General features: G+C 46.1%; 11 protein-coding genes and 1 CRISPR repeat array. Of the genes, 9 read left to right on the top strand and 2 right to left on the bottom strand.

Features of this window, described 5'->3' with window-relative positions; translation table 11 throughout:
• Positions 1 to 423: 423 nt before the first annotated feature.
• The 3 genes from QUA83_RS28045 (at position 424) to carB (ending at position 5,615) form a co-directional block, all read left to right on the top strand.
• Positions 424 to 663 carry a hypothetical protein gene (locus QUA83_RS28045; RefSeq protein WP_333297316.1) on the top strand — a complete coding sequence of 80 codons (240 nt, stop codon included), beginning with the start codon at positions 424 to 426 and terminating at the stop codon, positions 661 to 663.
• A 182-nt stretch (positions 664 to 845) separates the two neighbouring features.
• A complete protein-coding gene (locus tag QUA83_RS28040; RefSeq protein WP_333297315.1) occupies positions 846 to 1,685 on the top strand; it encodes a glycosyltransferase family 8 protein in 840 nt (279 codons plus the stop codon).
• A gap of 618 nt (positions 1,686 to 2,303) precedes the next feature.
• A complete protein-coding gene (carB, locus tag QUA83_RS28035) occupies positions 2,304 to 5,615 on the top strand; it encodes a carbamoyl-phosphate synthase large subunit (RefSeq protein WP_333297313.1) in 3,312 nt (1,103 codons plus the stop codon).
• A gap of 286 nt (positions 5,616 to 5,901) precedes the next feature.
• Here the strand turns inward: carB and QUA83_RS28030 are convergent, their stop codons facing one another.
• Both QUA83_RS28030 and QUA83_RS28025 read right to left on the bottom strand, forming a co-directional pair.
• Positions 5,902 to 6,156, bottom strand: coding sequence for a DUF6737 family protein (locus QUA83_RS28030; RefSeq protein ID WP_333297312.1), 255 nt, complete (start codon positions 6,154 to 6,156; stop codon positions 5,902 to 5,904).
• A gap of 52 nt (positions 6,157 to 6,208) precedes the next feature.
• Positions 6,209 to 6,811, bottom strand: a complete 603-nt coding sequence (locus tag QUA83_RS28025; RefSeq protein WP_333297311.1) for a Uma2 family endonuclease — start codon at positions 6,809 to 6,811, stop codon at positions 6,209 to 6,211.
• Between the two features lie 247 nt (positions 6,812 to 7,058).
• On the opposite strand from QUA83_RS28025, the gene QUA83_RS28020 reads away from it, so the two are divergent.
• The 6 genes from QUA83_RS28020 to QUA83_RS27995 all read left to right on the top strand — a co-directional run bounded on the left by QUA83_RS28020 (position 7,059) and on the right by QUA83_RS27995 (position 14,155).
• A complete protein-coding gene (locus tag QUA83_RS28020; protein ID WP_332953856.1) occupies positions 7,059 to 7,721 on the top strand; it encodes a VWA domain-containing protein in 663 nt (220 codons plus the stop codon).
• Between the two features lie 176 nt (positions 7,722 to 7,897).
• Positions 7,898 to 8,683, top strand: a complete 786-nt coding sequence (locus tag QUA83_RS28015) for a PP2C family serine/threonine-protein phosphatase (protein ID WP_333297309.1) — start codon at positions 7,898 to 7,900, stop codon at positions 8,681 to 8,683.
• Positions 8,684 to 8,886: 203 nt separating this feature from the next.
• A complete protein-coding gene (locus tag QUA83_RS28010; RefSeq protein WP_333297307.1) occupies positions 8,887 to 9,579 on the top strand; it encodes a hypothetical protein in 693 nt (230 codons plus the stop codon).
• Between the two features lie 350 nt (positions 9,580 to 9,929).
• Positions 9,930 to 10,937 carry a ribonuclease III domain-containing protein gene (locus tag QUA83_RS28005; protein WP_333297305.1) on the top strand — a complete coding sequence of 336 codons (1,008 nt, stop codon included), beginning with the start codon at positions 9,930 to 9,932 and terminating at the stop codon, positions 10,935 to 10,937.
• A 33-nt stretch (positions 10,938 to 10,970) separates the two neighbouring features.
• The gene (locus tag QUA83_RS28000; protein WP_333297304.1) at positions 10,971 to 11,666 is read left to right on the top strand and encodes a Uma2 family endonuclease; all 696 of its coding nucleotides are present in this window, start codon (positions 10,971 to 10,973) and stop codon (positions 11,664 to 11,666) included.
• A 371-nt stretch (positions 11,667 to 12,037) separates the two neighbouring features.
• Complete coding sequence (locus tag QUA83_RS27995) at positions 12,038 to 14,155, top strand: DNA-binding protein (protein WP_333297302.1); 2,118 nt, start codon at positions 12,038 to 12,040, stop codon at positions 14,153 to 14,155.
• A gap of 277 nt (positions 14,156 to 14,432) precedes the next feature.
• Positions 14,433 to 17,199: direct repeats of the CRISPR family, unit length 37 nt; unit sequence GTCGGAAAAACCATAAAACCCTATCAGGGATTGAAAC.
• Between the last annotated feature and the right edge of the window lie 158 nt (positions 17,200 to 17,357).

Genomic DNA, 17,357 nt, shown 5'->3' with positions numbered 1-17,357 from the left:
GTTTCAACACCCTCATTTTCGCCTGGTTTAATTGACTTTATACTACCCCGTCGTAAAAAACCTACACCTGTCAGGGAAGAAGGGGAGGGTGGGAGAGGGGGAGAGTTGTTGCAGGAAAATCTCAATCTAAAATCTAAAATCTAAAATCTAAAATCGATTGACGGCGGCCCCCATCTGCGGCTACGCTGTGAAATTAAGGCTGCTTTGCTCGAAGAGAAAGCAGCCGGCGTCGCTCAAAAATCTAGTTGCACTGCCCAAAGCTGCTACCAACAGCAATGGACAGCTAACCGCCAAACTGAGTAAGCAGTATGGAGGCTAGTTGAGAATTTTAACATTCTCTGTAGCCGCCCTGCTCTGTGTTAACGTGCGGGGCGGCTGGGTTTTTGGGTTTTCCTAGAAAACCAAAAACCAGGAGACCATATTATGTCACAGGAATTCGTGCCTGACGATAACTTGTCCGCGCGTCCAAATGACGACTCAGCAGTATCGGAACAGGAAGTCGTGCGGATAACGGTTGTCGGTTCCCGCGCAGCCGTGTTAGAAACCATCCACACCTTGTACCGACTGGGATTTGCCGCCGTCGGGGATTGGAGTCCGCCGCAGCGAGGTTCACAGCCGGGACAAGTGATTAGCGTACTCATTCGCCGTCACCGAAAAGCTTAAGAATTCGCCTGTTACATCCACGTAGGGCGGGCACGGAAGGCACTTTGATCCGTGGGAACCTTAATTTGTAGGGCTTGTGCAGAAATTCGGTTTCTGCCAAGTTCTATCAACTGGCGATCGGCCTTGATTTAAAAAAAAATTATGCTATCTATATTTTCTATAAACCTTCATCAATCAGTGGAATGAACATATCCATTATTGGCGATCAAAATTACATTTTGGGGATAGCAGCCCTGCTGAAATCCATAGAACTCAATGTTACCGAAGATCCAAATTTGCCTGTCAACGTTACTGTGGTATCAACAGGTATAAATACACAGCAAAAGGAAAAGTTGCAGAAGTGCTGCAAATACGAGATTGAATGGGAAGAAGTTAAGCCGAATTACGGGGGATTGCTGTCCATTTCGGGCTCTAAGCTGACTTACGCGAGATTGGAACCGGACAAATACACCAAGGCCAAAGACAGACTGATTTGGCTCGACAGCGACATGATAGTTCTGGGCAGCTTAGATCCTCTGTGGAACTTAGACTTTGAAGGAATGCCCGTAGCTGCAGCGCTCAATGTTTGGGGAAATCCCAACAACCCGGCTGATAAAAAACCTTATTTCAATGCAGGTCTCTTAGTTTTTAATCTGAAGCTTTGGGAGGAGGAAAACCTGTCTGAAAAAATGCTCGAAAACGCTCGTGTCAACCTTTGGTGCGATTGCGACCAAGGGGCATCAAATTCGGTTTTAGAGGGAAGGTGGAAGCGATTAGAGCAGATATGGAACAACCCCAATACGGAGGATATGTCAACTAGAGTGATGCACTTTATCTCCAGTCCGAAACCTTGGGAAAGCCCCCAACCTAATAAATTATGGGTGGAGATGTTGTCTCAGACACCGTTTAAGGACGACCTGCGCCTAATTAAAAATAATTCCGATTGGCTTGTGAGGCTAAATGTAAAATACAAACGATGGGAACCGTGGGTGAGGGAACCGATAACAAAAATTAAGAGCTATCTCAAAAAGAAACAAAGGTAATACCTTGTGAGATTTGAGATTTGAGATTTTGAGATTTTGAGATTAAAAAGTTGGAAAAGACTGATAATTAATGACTATCGGGGTTTGGATGACTGGCCAGCAGTTGCATTCTTTTTTGACACTGGTGTAACTTGAGGCACGATGCCTATTTCCCGATCATTGCTTGAGGGGCATCAGCCGCCGCCCCTCAAGCACATTCATCTTTGGTGGAACAGGCATCCTACCTGTTTCCGAAGTATTTTGGTGAAAAAACCCGGTTTATGCGTAATTCCTGCTGTGGTGGAACAGACATTGTGCGCGTTTCCCCATAAAAAGATTTATCAGGGGTAGAACAGGCTGTGCGATCGACTCAGAAGCCTTGTACATCGGGTTAAGCCAGCAGCAACGGAACGCTAAGAGCATTTTACCAGAGGATTTGTATTTTACAACACCATCTTACCAACAACAATTAAAATAGTTTGGACTTGATGATATCTTTCACCATTTTTCGATCGAACTCTTCGCGGGGGGGGCTTCCCCTAGCTGCGAAAGTTGAGAGGTTTCAGCCTCCGACTTGTGAAAATTGGTGCAAAATGTCAAATTAATCCTTAACCTTGTCCAATTACCAATTACGAACCTATGCCCCGTCGTCAAGACTTAAAAAAGATTCTTCTCATTGGTTCCGGCCCAATTGTTATCGGTCAAGCGTGCGAATTTGACTATTCAGGGACACAAGCTTGCAAAGCTTTGCGAGAAGAAGGTTTTGAAGTAGTGTTGGTGAATTCCAACCCGGCAACGATTATGACCGATCCGGAAACTGCCGATCGCATTTACATCGAACCTCTAACGCCAGTCATCCTCGAACAAATCATCGCTAAAGAAAGACCTCAAGCAATTTTACCGACAATGGGCGGTCAAACGGCGCTAAATTTAGCAGTTGCCGTCGCTAAAAATGGCGTTTTAGATAAATACAACGTCGAGTTGATTGGTGCTAAGTTGCCAGCAATTGAAATGGCAGAAGATCGGCTATTATTTAAGGAAGCGATGGCGCGAATTGGTGTCGCAGTTTGCCCTTCGGGAATTGCCAACACTCTCGACGAAGCCAAAGCAATTGGTCATCAAATAGGCAGTTATCCGTTAATTATTCGTCCTGCTTTTACAATGGGAGGCACGGGAGGCGGCATTTCTTACAATCAAGAAGAGTTTGAAGAAATGGCACAAGGCGGGATTGATGCCAGTCCAGTATCGCAAATTTTGATCGAACAATCTTTGATTGGTTGGAAAGAGTACGAACTGGAAGTAATGCGAGATTTGGCAGATAATGTAGTGATTATTTGTTCGATCGAGAATCTCGACCCGATGGGCGTCCACACCGGCGATTCTATCACCGTCGCCCCGGCGCAAACTCTCACAGACAAAGAATATCAGCGCCTGCGGGATGCTTCGGTGAAAATTATTCGCGAAATCGGAGTGGAAACCGGCGGTTCCAATATTCAATTTGCCGTCAATCCTGTCAACGGAGATTTCATCGTTATTGAAATGAACCCTCGGGTTTCTCGTTCCTCCGCCTTGGCCTCGAAAGCAACTGGTTTCCCTATTGCCAAAATGGCGGCCAAATTAGCGGTAGGTTACAGCCTAGACGAAATTTCCAACGATATTACCAAGAAAACTCCGGCGTCTTTTGAGCCGACAATTGACTACGTGGTGACGAAGATTCCCCGATTTGCCTTTGAAAAGTTCCCCGGTTCCGAACCGACTCTGACAACGCAAATGAAATCGGTTGGGGAGGTAATGGCGATCGGGCGCAGCTTCAACGAATCCTTCCAAAAAGCCCTGCGGGGATTGGAAACAGGCCGCGCAGGTTTCGGGTGCGACAAACCGGAAAAGTTGCCGAGTTTGGAACAAATTCGCGCCGGATTGCGGACGCCAAATCCCGATCGCATTTTTACAGTTCGCCACGCGATGATGATGGGAATGTCGGTGGAAGATATCTTCGAGTTCACAGGAATTGATCCTTGGTTTTTGGATAAAATGCAGGAATTGCTGGAAACTGAGAAGTTCTTGAAACGAACGCGATTGGAAGAGTTGACAAAAGAGACAATGTTTGAAGTAAAGCAGTTGGGTTTTAGCGATCGCCAAATTGCTTACGCCACCAAAACATCGGAAGATCAAGTCCGCGCTTACCGCAAACAGTTAGGCGTAATTCCGATTTACAAAACAGTCGATACTTGTGCCGCTGAATTTGAAGCGTTTACACCGTATTATTATTCCACCTACGAAGCGGGAGCGGCAATTTGGGAATTGGGCGATGAAGAAAAGAAAGTTTCGCCTGTAGGCCACAGTCTGGCGCCGGAGTCGGAAGTTTTGCCTTCTACCAAACGAAAAGTGATGATTTTAGGTGGCGGGCCGAACCGGATCGGACAGGGAATTGAGTTTGATTACTGCTGCTGTCACGCTTCCTATTCCCTAGGAGAAGATGGCTTTGAGACAATTATGGTCAACTCGAACCCGGAGACGGTTTCGACGGATTATGATACGAGCGATCGCCTGTATTTTGAACCGCTAACAAAAGAAGATGTTCTCAACATCATCGAAGCCGAAAATCCAGAGGGAATAATTATTCAGTTTGGCGGACAAACCCCGCTGAAGTTGGCGCTGCCTTTACAAAAAGCTCTGGAAAATCACCCCGATGTACAAACAAAAATTTGGGGTACTTCGCCGGATTCCATTGATACTGCTGAAGACAGGGAGCGATTTGAAAAGATTCTGCGCGAGTTGGATATTCAGCAAGCTGCTAACGGTTTAGCCCGTAGTTTTGAGGATGCTTTAATAGTAGCTCAACGGATAGGTTATCCGGTAGTGGTGCGACCGAGTTATGTATTAGGCGGCCGAGCAATGGAAATTGTTTATTCCGATACGGAATTGGAACGTTACATGACCTATGCCGTGCTAGTAGAACCCGATCATCCGATTTTAATTGATAAGTTTTTGGAGAATGCGATCGAGGTGGATGTCGATGCGATCGCCGATGTTACTGGCAATGTGACGATCGGCGGTATTATGGAGCACATCGAGGAAGCGGGAATCCACTCCGGCGACTCTGCTTGTTCTATCCCTTACCAAACGCTTTCTGAGGCAGCTTTGGCAACAATCCGTCGCTGGACTGTAGAATTAGCAAAATCCCTGAAAGTAATCGGGTTGATGAATATTCAATTTGCCGTTCAAGGGGAAGAAGTTTACATTTTGGAAGCTAACCCGCGCGCTTCTCGGACAGTACCTTTTGTCTCCAAGGCGATCGGAGTTCCCTTAGCAAAAATGGCCTCGCGAGTCATGTCTGGCAAAACTCTAGAAGCTTTGGGTTTTACTGAAGAGATTATACCCACTCATGTTTCGGTAAAAGAAGCTGTATTGCCCTTTGCGAAGTTTCCGGGAACTGATACCTTGTTAGGGCCAGAAATGCGATCGACCGGCGAAGTCATGGGAATTGACACCGATTTTGGCAAAGCCTTTGCCAAAGCTCAATTAGGTGCCGGACAAATGATGCCGCTGTTGGGAACTGTGCTGGTTTCGATGCGCGAGCGCGACAAACTAGCAGTTGTACCAGTTGTCAAAGAATTCTTAGAATTGGGTTTCAAAGTAGTCGCAACTCACGGGACACGCAAAGTTTTGCGAGAGCAAGGTTTAGAGGTAGATTTGGAATTGAAACTGCACGAAGGGCGGCCGAATTTGTTGGATTCGATCAAGAATGAGAAAATTCAACTAATTATCACCACGCCTTCCGGTGAAGAATCCCGTGCCGACGGCATCTTTATCCGCCGCACAGCTTTGACTTACAAAATCCCGATTATTACCACAATAGCCGGCGCCAAAGCGACTGCAGCGGGAATTCGATCGCTCAAATCCCACCCAATGGAAGTAAAAGCAATTCAAGACTATTACCCACAAGCATAGAGGGCGAAACACCCTATGTTTAGGGTGTGCAGCGCGCACTATTAGTGTCAACTTAAGCTTTTAGTCCGCCAGTCCTCTCGCTCACCCGGCACTCCGCCAGGGAATGAATTCCCTGTCTTATAGCGAAAGTCCTCTCAAAGAGGACTGAAGAACTCATTAGTCCTCATAGCGAGGACTTTCGCTTTGAGGCTGTTGTTTCAAACGCTGCCGGACTGAGGGTTTAACGTTAAGTTGACACCAATGACCGCGCACCTTACCCTAAACATAAGGTGCGCGCCACCAAAACCTAATCTGCATCGGAATCCAAAACTCCGCTAGACAGCATCAACCTCGGCCAAACTAACAAGAAAAAACCCATCCAAGCTAATAAAGGAATCGCGACTAAAACAGTTATCCAAACAGTTTTTAATAAAAACCAACTACCGCTAATCAGGCTAGTACCAGTTAAAAGAATCGACCAAGGCTGGCACCACCAAGGTTTGTAACTCCAAGGACTAATAGCTTTTTGATTAGAATTTTTTTTATCAGAAATAGATTTCATATTTTTAGTGATTGTTTATGGAGAATAGTCGGGCTAGCTGGATTAACTGAAGTTAAACATTCATCACCTCTTCTGCTGTCAGCGGTAATTCTGGAAAAGTCCGCGACACAATTCGTTCGCTGCCTTTAAACGCGCTTCTTTGATAGTTGCCATCTGCATCCAAAAGGTGAACAAATACAGTTGGAACTTTGGGATTTCCCAGAAATTCCCTGCTGCCAATTGCTAAATAATCGACAATCCAATACTCAGGAACTCCGAGGCGCCGATATTCGTCCAATTTGTCTATATAATCGTCCTCCCAATTTGTTGATGTTACCTCCACTGCCAGTTGAATTGGTTCCCGCAATGCAGCATAAGCAGAACGGTTCGATCGCCACAAATCGCGATCAATGACGCTGACATCCGGTCTCCGCCCTTGTTCGATTCCGGCTTTAGTTACAGTTCTGATAACGGCGGTATTTTTGACTACATAATTTAAACTTAGCCGTTTAATTTCATCTTTAAATGAGTCAGACGTAAAATCCGCAACATCCTCATGATTTCTTGTGGCATTCATCTCTACAATTTCTCCGTTTACCAGTTCATAGAGTCCATCTTCTGGACATTCTACAAGGAATTGGTCAAAGGTTAATTTTTGCTTAACTGTTGCAATCATAAGATTTATCCTTATTTTGCAGTAATACTATTAGTCTATATTACCACAGGCAGGAATAAATTTGTTTTTTTGACTGCAGACATCCAATTCTCAAATCTAAAATCTACAATCAAAAATCAAAAATCGATTCACGTAAATGGTAAAATACGATCGCCATCCGGCAGATTGAGTTAAATATGTCACCTACTTGCTAGGGTAGAAAGTAACAAACCTAGAAATCGAGCCACTCCCAGGTCAACCCCGAACCATGAGACTAGACGAAGCCGTAGAATTTGCCGAAAACCCAGAGCCGCGCTGTCCTTGCGTCCTCCTGCTGGACACCTCCGGCTCCATGCAAGGCGCACCCATAGATGCCTTGAATGAGGGGCTGGAAATTTTTAGGAATGACCTAATTAAAGACGAACTAGCTAAAAAGCGAGTCGAAGTCGCGATTATTTCATTTGACAATCATATCAAAGTCGTGCAAGACTTCGTGACCGCCGACCAGTTCGAGACGCCACTGCTTACAGCTCAAGGACAAACGCACATGGGCGCAGGCATTCAGCTAGCATTAGATACCATTGCCGCCCGCAAATCCGAATACCGCAACAACGGCATTACCTATTACCGCCCGTGGGTATTTATGATTACCGACGGCGAACCTCAAGGCGAATCCGACGATGTTGTGGAAATAGCAGCACAGCGGATTAAAGAGGAAGAAACTAACAAGCGCGTGGCATTTTTTGCAGTCGGAGTGGAAGGTGCTAATATCACCCGTCTGGCGCAAATTGTCGAGCGCACGCCTGTAAAATTGAGAGGATTAGACTTTAGAGAGATGTTCATCTGGCTGTCGGCTAGTATGCAGAGAGTTTCTCACTCAAAAATTGATGAACAAGTAGCACTGCCGCCACCCGGATGGGGAACTGTTTAGTCATTAGTTGGAAGTCATTGGTCATTAGTAAGTGACAAGCGGTAAGGTGCGGTGTGCATAGCCATACATAATAAGTAAGATGTGGTGTGCATCGCCCTACCTAATTAGGGATAAATAAACCAGTCCAGACTTTGCATAGTTGTGAATTTACGAAGTTTTGAGTTAAAGAGTTATTAATGCAGAATTCATCCTTTAATTGGCAAGTTGTAGCGGCATCGGTGATAGGTACGAGCCACGAAAAAAGATCGCAGCCTTGTCAAGATGCCCACTGCTGGCGTCTCTTGCCAAACGGTGTTTTAGCGGCAGCGGTTGCCGATGGTGCGGGCTCCGCAGCACTCGCAGAAGTTGGGGCAAAAATTGCTGTGGAAGCGGTTGTCGAAACGATTTGCCAGCAACAGGAAAGGCTGCCTCAAAATGACGATGAATGGCAGGTATTCTTGACAGCATCACTGCAAGTTGCGCGGGCACAGGTGGAAGCAGAAGCGGCAGTGCGGGAAGTGGCTGCGAGAGATTTAGCCTGCACTTTAATTGCGGTTGTTGCTACGCCAGAATTAATCGCAGTTGCTCAAATCGGCGACGGTGCGGCGGTAGCAGGTGATAGTGCAGGAAATGCGATCGCCCTGACTGTACCTCCCTGCGGCGAATACATCAACGAAACTATCTTTTTGATTTCGCCGAATGCGATAGAAACAGCGCAATTTCAGGTACTTCGGGAAAAACTGCGGCACTTAGCCGTATTTTCCGACGGCTTGCAAATGCTAGCGCTCAAAATCCCAGAAGGCACGCCGCACAAGCCATTTTTTGCGCCTTTGTTTCGGTTTTCGGGCGAGTGGAAAGAAGAAGAAGATGCGAAACAGCAGTTAGAGTCATTCTTGCGATCGCCCCGGGTTTCCGAACGCACCGATGATGACTTAACATTATTGTTAGCAACTTTTTTGAGTTCGGAGGCACAGGACAATTAAAAATAGACATTTTCATAGACATTTTGCCAAAGCCAACACCCATCTGCGTGAATTGGCGTTGATTTGCGATTAAAAATTTCCGATTCTGAATTTTGCAACAAGCCTAATGCGTTCAACCTCATCAGCGGTGAAAATTTGGTGCGGTTCTATAATAAAATCGAGGTGTCAACAATTCTGCTTTAGTTTGTACAGTAGGTCGTCATTTGCAAGCACAAGAGATTAAGGATCAGCTCAACTCCCTAATTAGCGACGCATATCTAATAGATCCGAGTTTGGCGAGAAGATTGGATGAAATCAATCGCTGGGTGAAAGATATTAAACCCGGTTCGCTAACGGCTAAAAAATTTGTGATGGCTTTTTTGCTGCAGCTTATCCGAGATTCTCAGGTTTGGCTGGCAGTTCAATCTCTACCTTCGGAAAGAGAACAGCAAGCCGCGTTTGAGTTAATGACTCCGGGGGAAAGGTATTGGTACAGCTATCTATTTCCTAAATGGCTGAGCGAAAACGATCGCAAATTTTTTATCTGGAAACAAAAACTCAAGGCCGGCAAATTCGATCCGGGTGATGATCTCGTGATTCGTGCGATCGCAGCCCGAATTGTCGATCGCCAAGGCACTGTTTTGTATCGATATGTTGCAGATCTTTCTATGGCAACCGATTCGATCGTTAGTAGCCGCCAACAGCAGCCCCTCTGCATTCAAGTCACAACTCTTTCGGATGAATTCTCTGAACAAAAATATCAGAATTGGCAACAAACTCTTCAAGATTGGGGGATTGACAGAGGATTATTTTTAAGTTATGATAAAAACGATGCAAATTTCCTGAATCAGTTAGTTAACATTGCATTATATAATAGTGATAATTTGCCCGCAGGTCGTTACCTCAAGTTCCCGTAAATCAAGCATATCTGCTGCTGAGAATAGTTCGACTGCTCCATACTCTGTGAAAAAAAATTTGACTAACTCATATATTGCACAATTTTCGACAATGCCAAAAACCTAAGCCCCAGCCTGCTTCTGGAAAAGGGAAAACAGACCAAGCTTTTTCCTCCCCTTTTCTGTCTCCGGGAGGGGTTGGTTAGACACTGGCAAGAGGTGCTGGATACGAAGGCTAAGCAATGGGAACATTTACCGCAGCAATCAATCGGGTGAAATAACTAGCAACTCTGCCTAAATTGAATTGAGATTTGATTTAATTGCGGTGAAATTGTTGGAAATAAAATCTAATTACATCAAAATCAAATACTATGACAGTACAAGGTACACATACCGTTGAGAATAACTTGCAAAAAGTCTGGGAAGAACTGGAAGCAGCCAGAAAAATGCAGGATGAATGGATGAATTACGGGGTAGATTTTGTGGATTTGTATGTGGAAGATGCGGGCGGTGATTGGTTAGAAAAGTGGGGAAAATGTGAAGAAGAATTAGAGCTAATAAAAAATAAAAAGGTAGATATTGAAGCAGTCAAAGCAGCGATCGACCTTTCCAGCTTTCAGCAGACAAAATTGCTGGAAATCGCCTTGAATTGCCGTTACTCTACCAGCTATTACTCCGATCGCCCGGAGGAGTCTCCCGCTTGGCAAGAGGTTAAGTACAAACGGCTGTCACTCTTAGGGGGAGCGATTTTCGGTGCGGTTGTTACCGATTACCTCTACCGCGAATATCCCGAACTCGATCCCGATGCTATCTCAACCTTAAAAGCTCGTTTAGCAGGACCCAAAAAACTTGCGGATTTTGCACAAAAATTGAAATTAAATGAACTTGGTTGGCGCGTAGGGAATGGGAGAGAAACAGAAGAAAGCGAGTACAATAGAGTTTTTTCTGAGACTTGTGAAGCTTTGTTTGGCGCGATTTACTTGGACTTCGATCGCGATTTTTTTCGTGGGGGAAACTGGCTGATTCAGCACTTGATTGAACCAAATGTTTGCCAGCATGGGGATCTGACTCAGCGGCGACACATAGGGCCCGAAAACGAGGTGAAACGCCGGGAAATCCTGGGGGCGGATATTCTAGATGCGATCGCGATCGACTATTTGTACAACCGCTTTCCCGAACGCAACGCCAGCCAGCTAACTCGCTGGAAAAATATGTTAGTCGCTAAAGAGATTTTCCCCAAAGACTTTAAGGCAAAACTAGGCAGTCAGTACCTGGAGTTGAGAAGCAATTTCTCGCGTACCCGCGACTGGTTGGTGGATAACTTTATCCAAACCGCAGTTGACGAACTGGAAGAGGAAACAGGCGATCGACTAAAATAAAATCAACTTGTCAAAAAAATTGGGGAAACAGCAATGGTTACACAACTGCAATCTCCCGAAAAATCAAATATCATCTACCCCGACGATAACGGCGAACCGATGTCAAACAATACGGATCAGTTTCGATTAATTGTTTGGATTAAAGAAAACTTAGAATTGCTGTTTGCCGATGATCCCAATGTTTTTGTAGCAGGTGACTTGCTTTGGTATCCGGTGGAAGGCAATAACAAACTGTCTCAAGCACCAGATGTAATGGCAGTTTTTGGCATCCCCAAAGGATATCGAGGTTCCTATCAACAGTGGTATGAAAATGATATTGCGCCACAAGTCGCATTTGAAATTTGGTCGCGGGGAAATCGTCTGACTCCGATGATGCAAAAATTTCAATTTTACGAACGCTATGGTGTGGAAGAATACTATTTGTACGATCCAGAAAAATTGGAACTGATAGGATGGTTGCGGGCTGAGGGAAAATTAGAACCGATCGAACAAATTGATGGTTGGGTAAGTCCGAGACTGGGAGTGCGGTTTCAATTATCAGAAACAGGACTCGAAATGTTCGGGCCCTCTGGAGAACCGTTTAGGAGTTTTGTGGAACTCGATCGACAGCGACAGCAAGCCGAGGCGCGGGCCGAACAGGCAGAAATGCTGCTGCAACAAGAACGATCGCGATCGCAAGCTTTGGAAGCAAGACTCCGAGAAATGGGCATCGATCCCAATCAATTGTAAGCACAACTGCAAAATTGAACTATTGTGGAACAAGCCCTCGTAGCCTGTTGCTGAGTTTTCCAGGGCGGGCTCTCCTGCCCAACCCCTACTCCCCACAATAAAATTGAACTATTGTGGAACAGGCCCTCGTAGCCTGTTGCTGAGTTTTCCAGGGCGGGCTCTCTTGCCCAACCCACAATAAAATAGAATTATCGTGGAACAGGCCCTCGTAGCCTGTTGCTGAATTTTCTAGGGCGGGCTCTCCTGCCCAACCCTTACTCCCCACAATAAAATAGAATTACGGATTTATCAGTGGGGTAGCTTTCTTTAATCTAAAATCCAAAATCTAAAATCTAAAATCGATTGATGCCCCCATACCCTAAGCGAATTCTATGCAGTTGCAGCGCCAATTTAGCGGACAACTGATTGCGATCGACACCAAAACCGCGATCGCCAGTGGGGGTGAAGGTCGCATCTACCCGATCGCCCAAGACTCGTCCCTTGTAGCAAAAATCTACCACAAACCGACAGACGAAGACGGCGACAAACTCACAGTCATGTTCAGTATGCCGCCGGATGCGCCGATCGCGGAACCGGGGCACGCTTCCATTGCTTGGCCGATCGATTTGCTGCATACTGTCGGCGGGCGAGAAAAAATCGTCGGTTTTGTGATGCCGCGCGTCAACAAAGTGATGCCGGTACACACTTTCTACACACCCAAAACCAGGCGCGAACAAAAACCGCTATTTAGCTATCTTTACCTCCACCGTACCGCCAGAAATCTCGCCTCGGCTGTAAACGCCCTCCACGTCAGGGGTTACGTCATCGGCGATGTAAACGAGTCGAACATTCTCGTGACGGATACGGCGTTGGTAACGCTGGTAGACACGGATTCGTTTCAAGTGCGTGATCCTTATACGGGTTACGTTTATCGGTGTCCCGTGGGGAAACCGGAGTTTACGCCGCCGGAGTTGCAGGGCCAGACTTTCCGCGATATCGATCGATCTCCAGAGCACGATTTGTTCGGTTTAGCGGTATTAATTTTTCAATTGCTGATGGAAGGTACGCATCCGTTTTCGGGAGTTTATCTCGGTAGCGATGAACCGCCGTCTTTGGAAGCGAGAATTCGATCGGGCCATTTCCCTACAGGTACGAAACGGATTCCTTACCGCCCGATGCCCGCTGCGCCTCCTTTTGAGATGCTGCATCCCCGGCTGCGGCAACTGTTTATCCGCTGTTTTGAGGAAGGGCACGGCAATCCGGCGGCGCGCCCGGATGCGAAAACTTGGGTGAATGCGATTCGGGAAGCCGAAGATGCTTTGGTAACTTGCAGCAAAAACAGTCAGCATAAATACGGAAATCATCTCAGCCGGTGCCCTTGGTGCGATCGGGCAAAACTCCTGAAAGGGCGCGATCCGTTTCCTTCACGGCAAGCAATCAGCCACGGATTGCACTTGCAGCCCGCGAAAACCAAGCGCAAAAAGCCCCAACCACCGCCTGTCGTACCCCAGCCCGCAGTGCGTCGGCAACAGCCCTCCACGGGGCTGCCACGCCCCCTCGGCCAGTACGCAGTGCCGTTGCTACCGATGCCGATGTCTTCTCGGAGTCGGACTCCTGCGCCTCAGCTTCCGGTGGGTAAGTTTGAGCGCATTTTTCAGGATGCTGCTTGGGGAGGTGTTTGGGGTAGTTTGTGTTTGGCGGCGATCGGGGGGATTTATTCGGCAATAGCTGAGGGCGGCAGTGCTATTTGGGGGGCGATTTTTGTTGGTTCGATTTGGGGCTGTTTTTTTGGGGTAATGTGGGGCGTTTTTACTTTGCCGCCGAATCAGATTTGGCGGAAGTGGGGCGGAGTTTTGGTGGGGGCGTCTTGGGGGGCTTTTTTGTTGGCGGCGATCGGCGGTGCGGTGTTTGGGGCGATTAATAGCACTCCGGGGATCGGGGAGAGGATTTTGGCTGGGGCGGGGGTTGGTGCTCTCTGGGGCTGTGTTTGGGCAACTTTTCAGCCTCCTCTGGCGCTGCCGATGGGGAGGGTGTGGGGCCGGCGGGGAGGGTATTTGGGGGCGGTCTGGGGCTCGTTTGTGGGGACTCTGGCTGGTGTTTTGTTGGGGGCTGGGTTGGTGGTTTGGCAGCAATACGGTGTCCAGATGCGGCCGGTGAATGAGTTTGCTGGTTTGCTGCTGGGTGTGGCGATCGTGGCGGCTGGTGTGGGTTCTGTTGGGGGTGTGGTTTCTGGGGGTTTGTTGGGTTTTTGCGGGTTTGCGCCGAAGTTGCCGATTTCGTTTCAGCCTTCGGGTGTTAATGGTGGGAGTTTGGGGGCGATTTGGGGCAGTTTTTTGGGGACTTTTGCGGGTGCTGTGTTGGGGGCGGTGGTGTCTGCGATGTTTCCGGCTGTTAGCGCTGGGGTGCCGGTGGAGTTGGGGCCTGTGGCGGGGGCGATCGTGGGGGCTGGTTTGGGGGCGATTTGGGGCGTGGTTTCGGGTACGGTTTGGGGGGCTTTGGGGAAGTGGTGATCGGTTGGTGGCTGTTTTTGGGTGGAAAATGCGTCTGGGAGTAGGTGTAAAAATCGAGGGGTGAATTTTTGGGGCTATAATGTATATGCTCTAAGGGTTAGAGGCACTTCAAGCTTAAAAGTGGTAGACGCAATCGCTGAAATTTATGCAGGATAAGGGTTTGAGGCTGTATGAAAATTTTGGTATTGACAAGTCGAAGGCTGAAATGGTACTTTTGTTTTATGCAGACGCAAATGAACCTTGAAAACCAAATACAGCAAAGCTTCTGGAACGGGCTGTCGGAAAAACCATAAAACCCTATCAGGGATTGAAACGAAAACTTCTTGGAAAAAGGAAACTCATCAAAAGTCGGAAAAACCATAAAACCCTATCAGGGATTGAAACGTTTGGCGTAAATTCTGCGATCGCAGCCGAGCCGATGTCGGAAAAACCATAAAACCCTATCAGGGATTGAAACCGGTAAAGGCTAGCCACTCGTGATCAGGTAGCCAGCGTCGGAAAAACCATAAAACCCTATCAGGGATTGAAACCACAACCGTGCCAAGACCCATATTTTTTAAAAAAAAGTCGGAAAAACCATAAAACCCTATCAGGGATTGAAACGCAATCCTTGGATTGCTCTGAGCACGTCGGGGAAACAGTTTCGTCGGAAAAACCATAAAACCCTATCAGGGATTGAAACGGCGACGGTATGGATTACAAGGCGATCGACGCGAGTCGGAAAAACCATAAAACCCTATCAGGGATTGAAACTTTTCGATCGCTAAATCTACCAGTTCAGCAACAGGTCGGAAAAACCATAAAACCCTATCAGGGATTGAAACCAATGAGTAACTTTGCTTTCCTCCAAGCTGAATGTCGGAAAAACCATAAAACCCTATCAGGGATTGAAACTACTACCGTGGAACGATATCCAGAGGGATACAGAGTCGGAAAAACCATAAAACCCTATCAGGGATTGAAACCTGCTGGGATTTGGGATTAACTCACAAGAAACATTAAGTCGGAAAAACCATAAAACCCTATCAGGGATTGAAACGCAAAGTTGGGACAACTTCGGCAACCTACATTCCGTCGGAAAAACCATAAAACCCTATCAGGGATTGAAACGGGGTAATTGCCGGACTGGGGTAAGGGATGTGATGTCGGAAAAACCATAAAACCCTATCAGGGATTGAAACAAGACCAAATCTGGAAATTGTAGAAAATATTGCAGCAGGTCGGAAAAACCATAAAACCCTATCAGGGATTGAAACAGGAGTAATTTACACAAATATTGATACAGATGAAAGTCGGAAAAACCATAAAACCCTATCAGGGATTGAAACATTTTCGTTGGCTTCCGACTGAGCAGTTTTATAAGGTCGGAAAAACCATAAAACCCTATCAGGGATTGAAACAAGGATGCGGGCATTTTCGCCACAATCACCCCAGTCGGAAAAACCATAAAACCCTATCAGGGATTGAAACGGAGTTGCAAAGGTGGCGGGAAGCAGTCGATTTAGTCGGAAAAACCATAAAACCCTATCAGGGATTGAAACGTAACTATTGACTTTTCGAGGTTTTTTGTACGACTGTCGGAAAAACCATAAAACCCTATCAGGGATTGAAACCTCCAAAATTACTAGCCAAATTTCTAACTTAGAGTCGGAAAAACCATAAAACCCTATCAGGGATTGAAACAAGCTGTTTTGTTCTTAGCTTTAAGAACTTCTATTGTCGGAAAAACCATAAAACCCTATCAGGGATTGAAACATAATTTAGTAGCAAACCCAGAAGATAAATCATCAATGTCGGAAAAACCATAAAACCCTATCAGGGATTGAAACTAGTATGTGTGAGATCTAATTATTAACTTTAGATGGTCGGAAAAACCATAAAACCCTATCAGGGATTGAAACGCCAATTAGAACGGTATTACAATTTACTTTTCCCTGTCGGAAAAACCATAAAACCCTATCAGGGATTGAAACCAGAACCAGAAACAATTAAGCCAGAGTTAGTAGACCTGTCGGAAAAACCATAAAACCCTATCAGGGATTGAAACTAAAACACAATGCGTGCTTAACAAATTTCGGAGTCGGAAAAACCATAAAACCCTATCAGGGATTGAAACATAAAATACAAATAACTGAGTGACAAACTCATCTAGTCGGAAAAACCATAAAACCCTATCAGGGATTGAAACCACGAGTTAAACTAATATCAACAAACTGATGCTGTCGGAAAAACCATAAAACCCTATCAGGGATTGAAACACTGGTGACAAGGTTGATGACGGGGTTTTCGTAAGGTCGGAAAAACCATAAAACCCTATCAGGGATTGAAACGGGGCGGGAGCGATCGACAGCAAAACTGCCAAAATTGTCGGAAAAACCATAAAACCCTATCAGGGATTGAAACCAAAATTATAATCCTCCGGTTTAACAAGAGAACCGTCGGAAAAACCATAAAACCCTATCAGGGATTGAAACCTATTTGGTCATCACAGGCACAAGAATCATCAAGTCGGAAAAACCATAAAACCCTATCAGGGATTGAAACGCTATATAATTAAAACAAGGAATGCGTGCACGCGCGAGTCGGAAAAACCATAAAACCCTATCAGGGATTGAAACAAATTTCTATTCGGTACCGGGTGCCGCATTGGGGGTCGGAAAAACCATAAAACCCTATCAGGGATTGAAACACAGTTAGCTCCGTGCGCGGCAATCTCAGATTGAGTCGGAAAAACCATAAAACCCTATCAGGGATTGAAACTACCAAGTCAAGGATAAAGTCGGCGGCGTTTTTGAGTCGGAAAAACCATAAAACCCTATCAGGGATTGAAACAAATTAGATATTTCTCCCGACACTTTAGAAACAGTCGGAAAAACCATAAAACCCTATCAGGGATTGAAACTTGAGCCGATCAACCCCGGCGACCTGCGAGAATGTCGGAAAAACCATAAAACCCTATCAGGGATTGAAACTCGATTAACAATTTGCCACAGTCTTCTGGCGAAAGGTCGGAAAAACCATAAAACCCTATCAGGGATCATTTGTGACAAGTTAAGAAAAAGTGCAAATTGTCAAGGGGGTAGACAAAAAAAGGTAAAATAGGATGAAACCTTTACCGGGCAAGCAGTTGAGCCCGAGTTGAACCATTTATGATTCGCAAAAAACGAATCAACCGAGATCATGCAAAGAAAAAAAATAGTCC

The organism is Microcoleus sp. K1-B1, assembly GCF_036704705.1.
Lineage (GTDB): Bacteria > Cyanobacteriota > Cyanobacteriia > Cyanobacteriales > Microcoleaceae > Microcoleus.
Note: the sequence above shows the minus strand (reverse complement) of the source record. Positions and strands in the feature narration are given on the sequence as shown.

Coding starts and splice junctions, on each gene's coding strand:
- QUA83_RS28045 (WP_333297316.1), top strand. CDS start 424: ATGTCACAGGAATTCGTGCCTGACGATAACTTGTCCGCGCGTCCAAAT.
- QUA83_RS28040 (WP_333297315.1), top strand. CDS start 846: ATGAACATATCCATTATTGGCGATCAAAATTACATTTTGGGGATAGCA.
- carB (WP_333297313.1), top strand. CDS start 2,304: ATGCCCCGTCGTCAAGACTTAAAAAAGATTCTTCTCATTGGTTCCGGC.
- QUA83_RS28030 (WP_333297312.1), bottom strand. CDS start 6,156: ATGAAATCTATTTCTGATAAAAAAAATTCTAATCAAAAAGCTATTAGT.
- QUA83_RS28025 (WP_333297311.1), bottom strand. CDS start 6,811: ATGATTGCAACAGTTAAGCAAAAATTAACCTTTGACCAATTCCTTGTA.
- QUA83_RS28020 (WP_332953856.1), top strand. CDS start 7,059: ATGAGACTAGACGAAGCCGTAGAATTTGCCGAAAACCCAGAGCCGCGC.
- QUA83_RS28015 (WP_333297309.1), top strand. CDS start 7,898: ATGCAGAATTCATCCTTTAATTGGCAAGTTGTAGCGGCATCGGTGATA.
- QUA83_RS28005 (WP_333297305.1), top strand. CDS start 9,930: ATGACAGTACAAGGTACACATACCGTTGAGAATAACTTGCAAAAAGTC.
- QUA83_RS28000 (WP_333297304.1), top strand. CDS start 10,971: ATGGTTACACAACTGCAATCTCCCGAAAAATCAAATATCATCTACCCC.
- QUA83_RS27995 (WP_333297302.1), top strand. CDS start 12,038: ATGCAGTTGCAGCGCCAATTTAGCGGACAACTGATTGCGATCGACACC.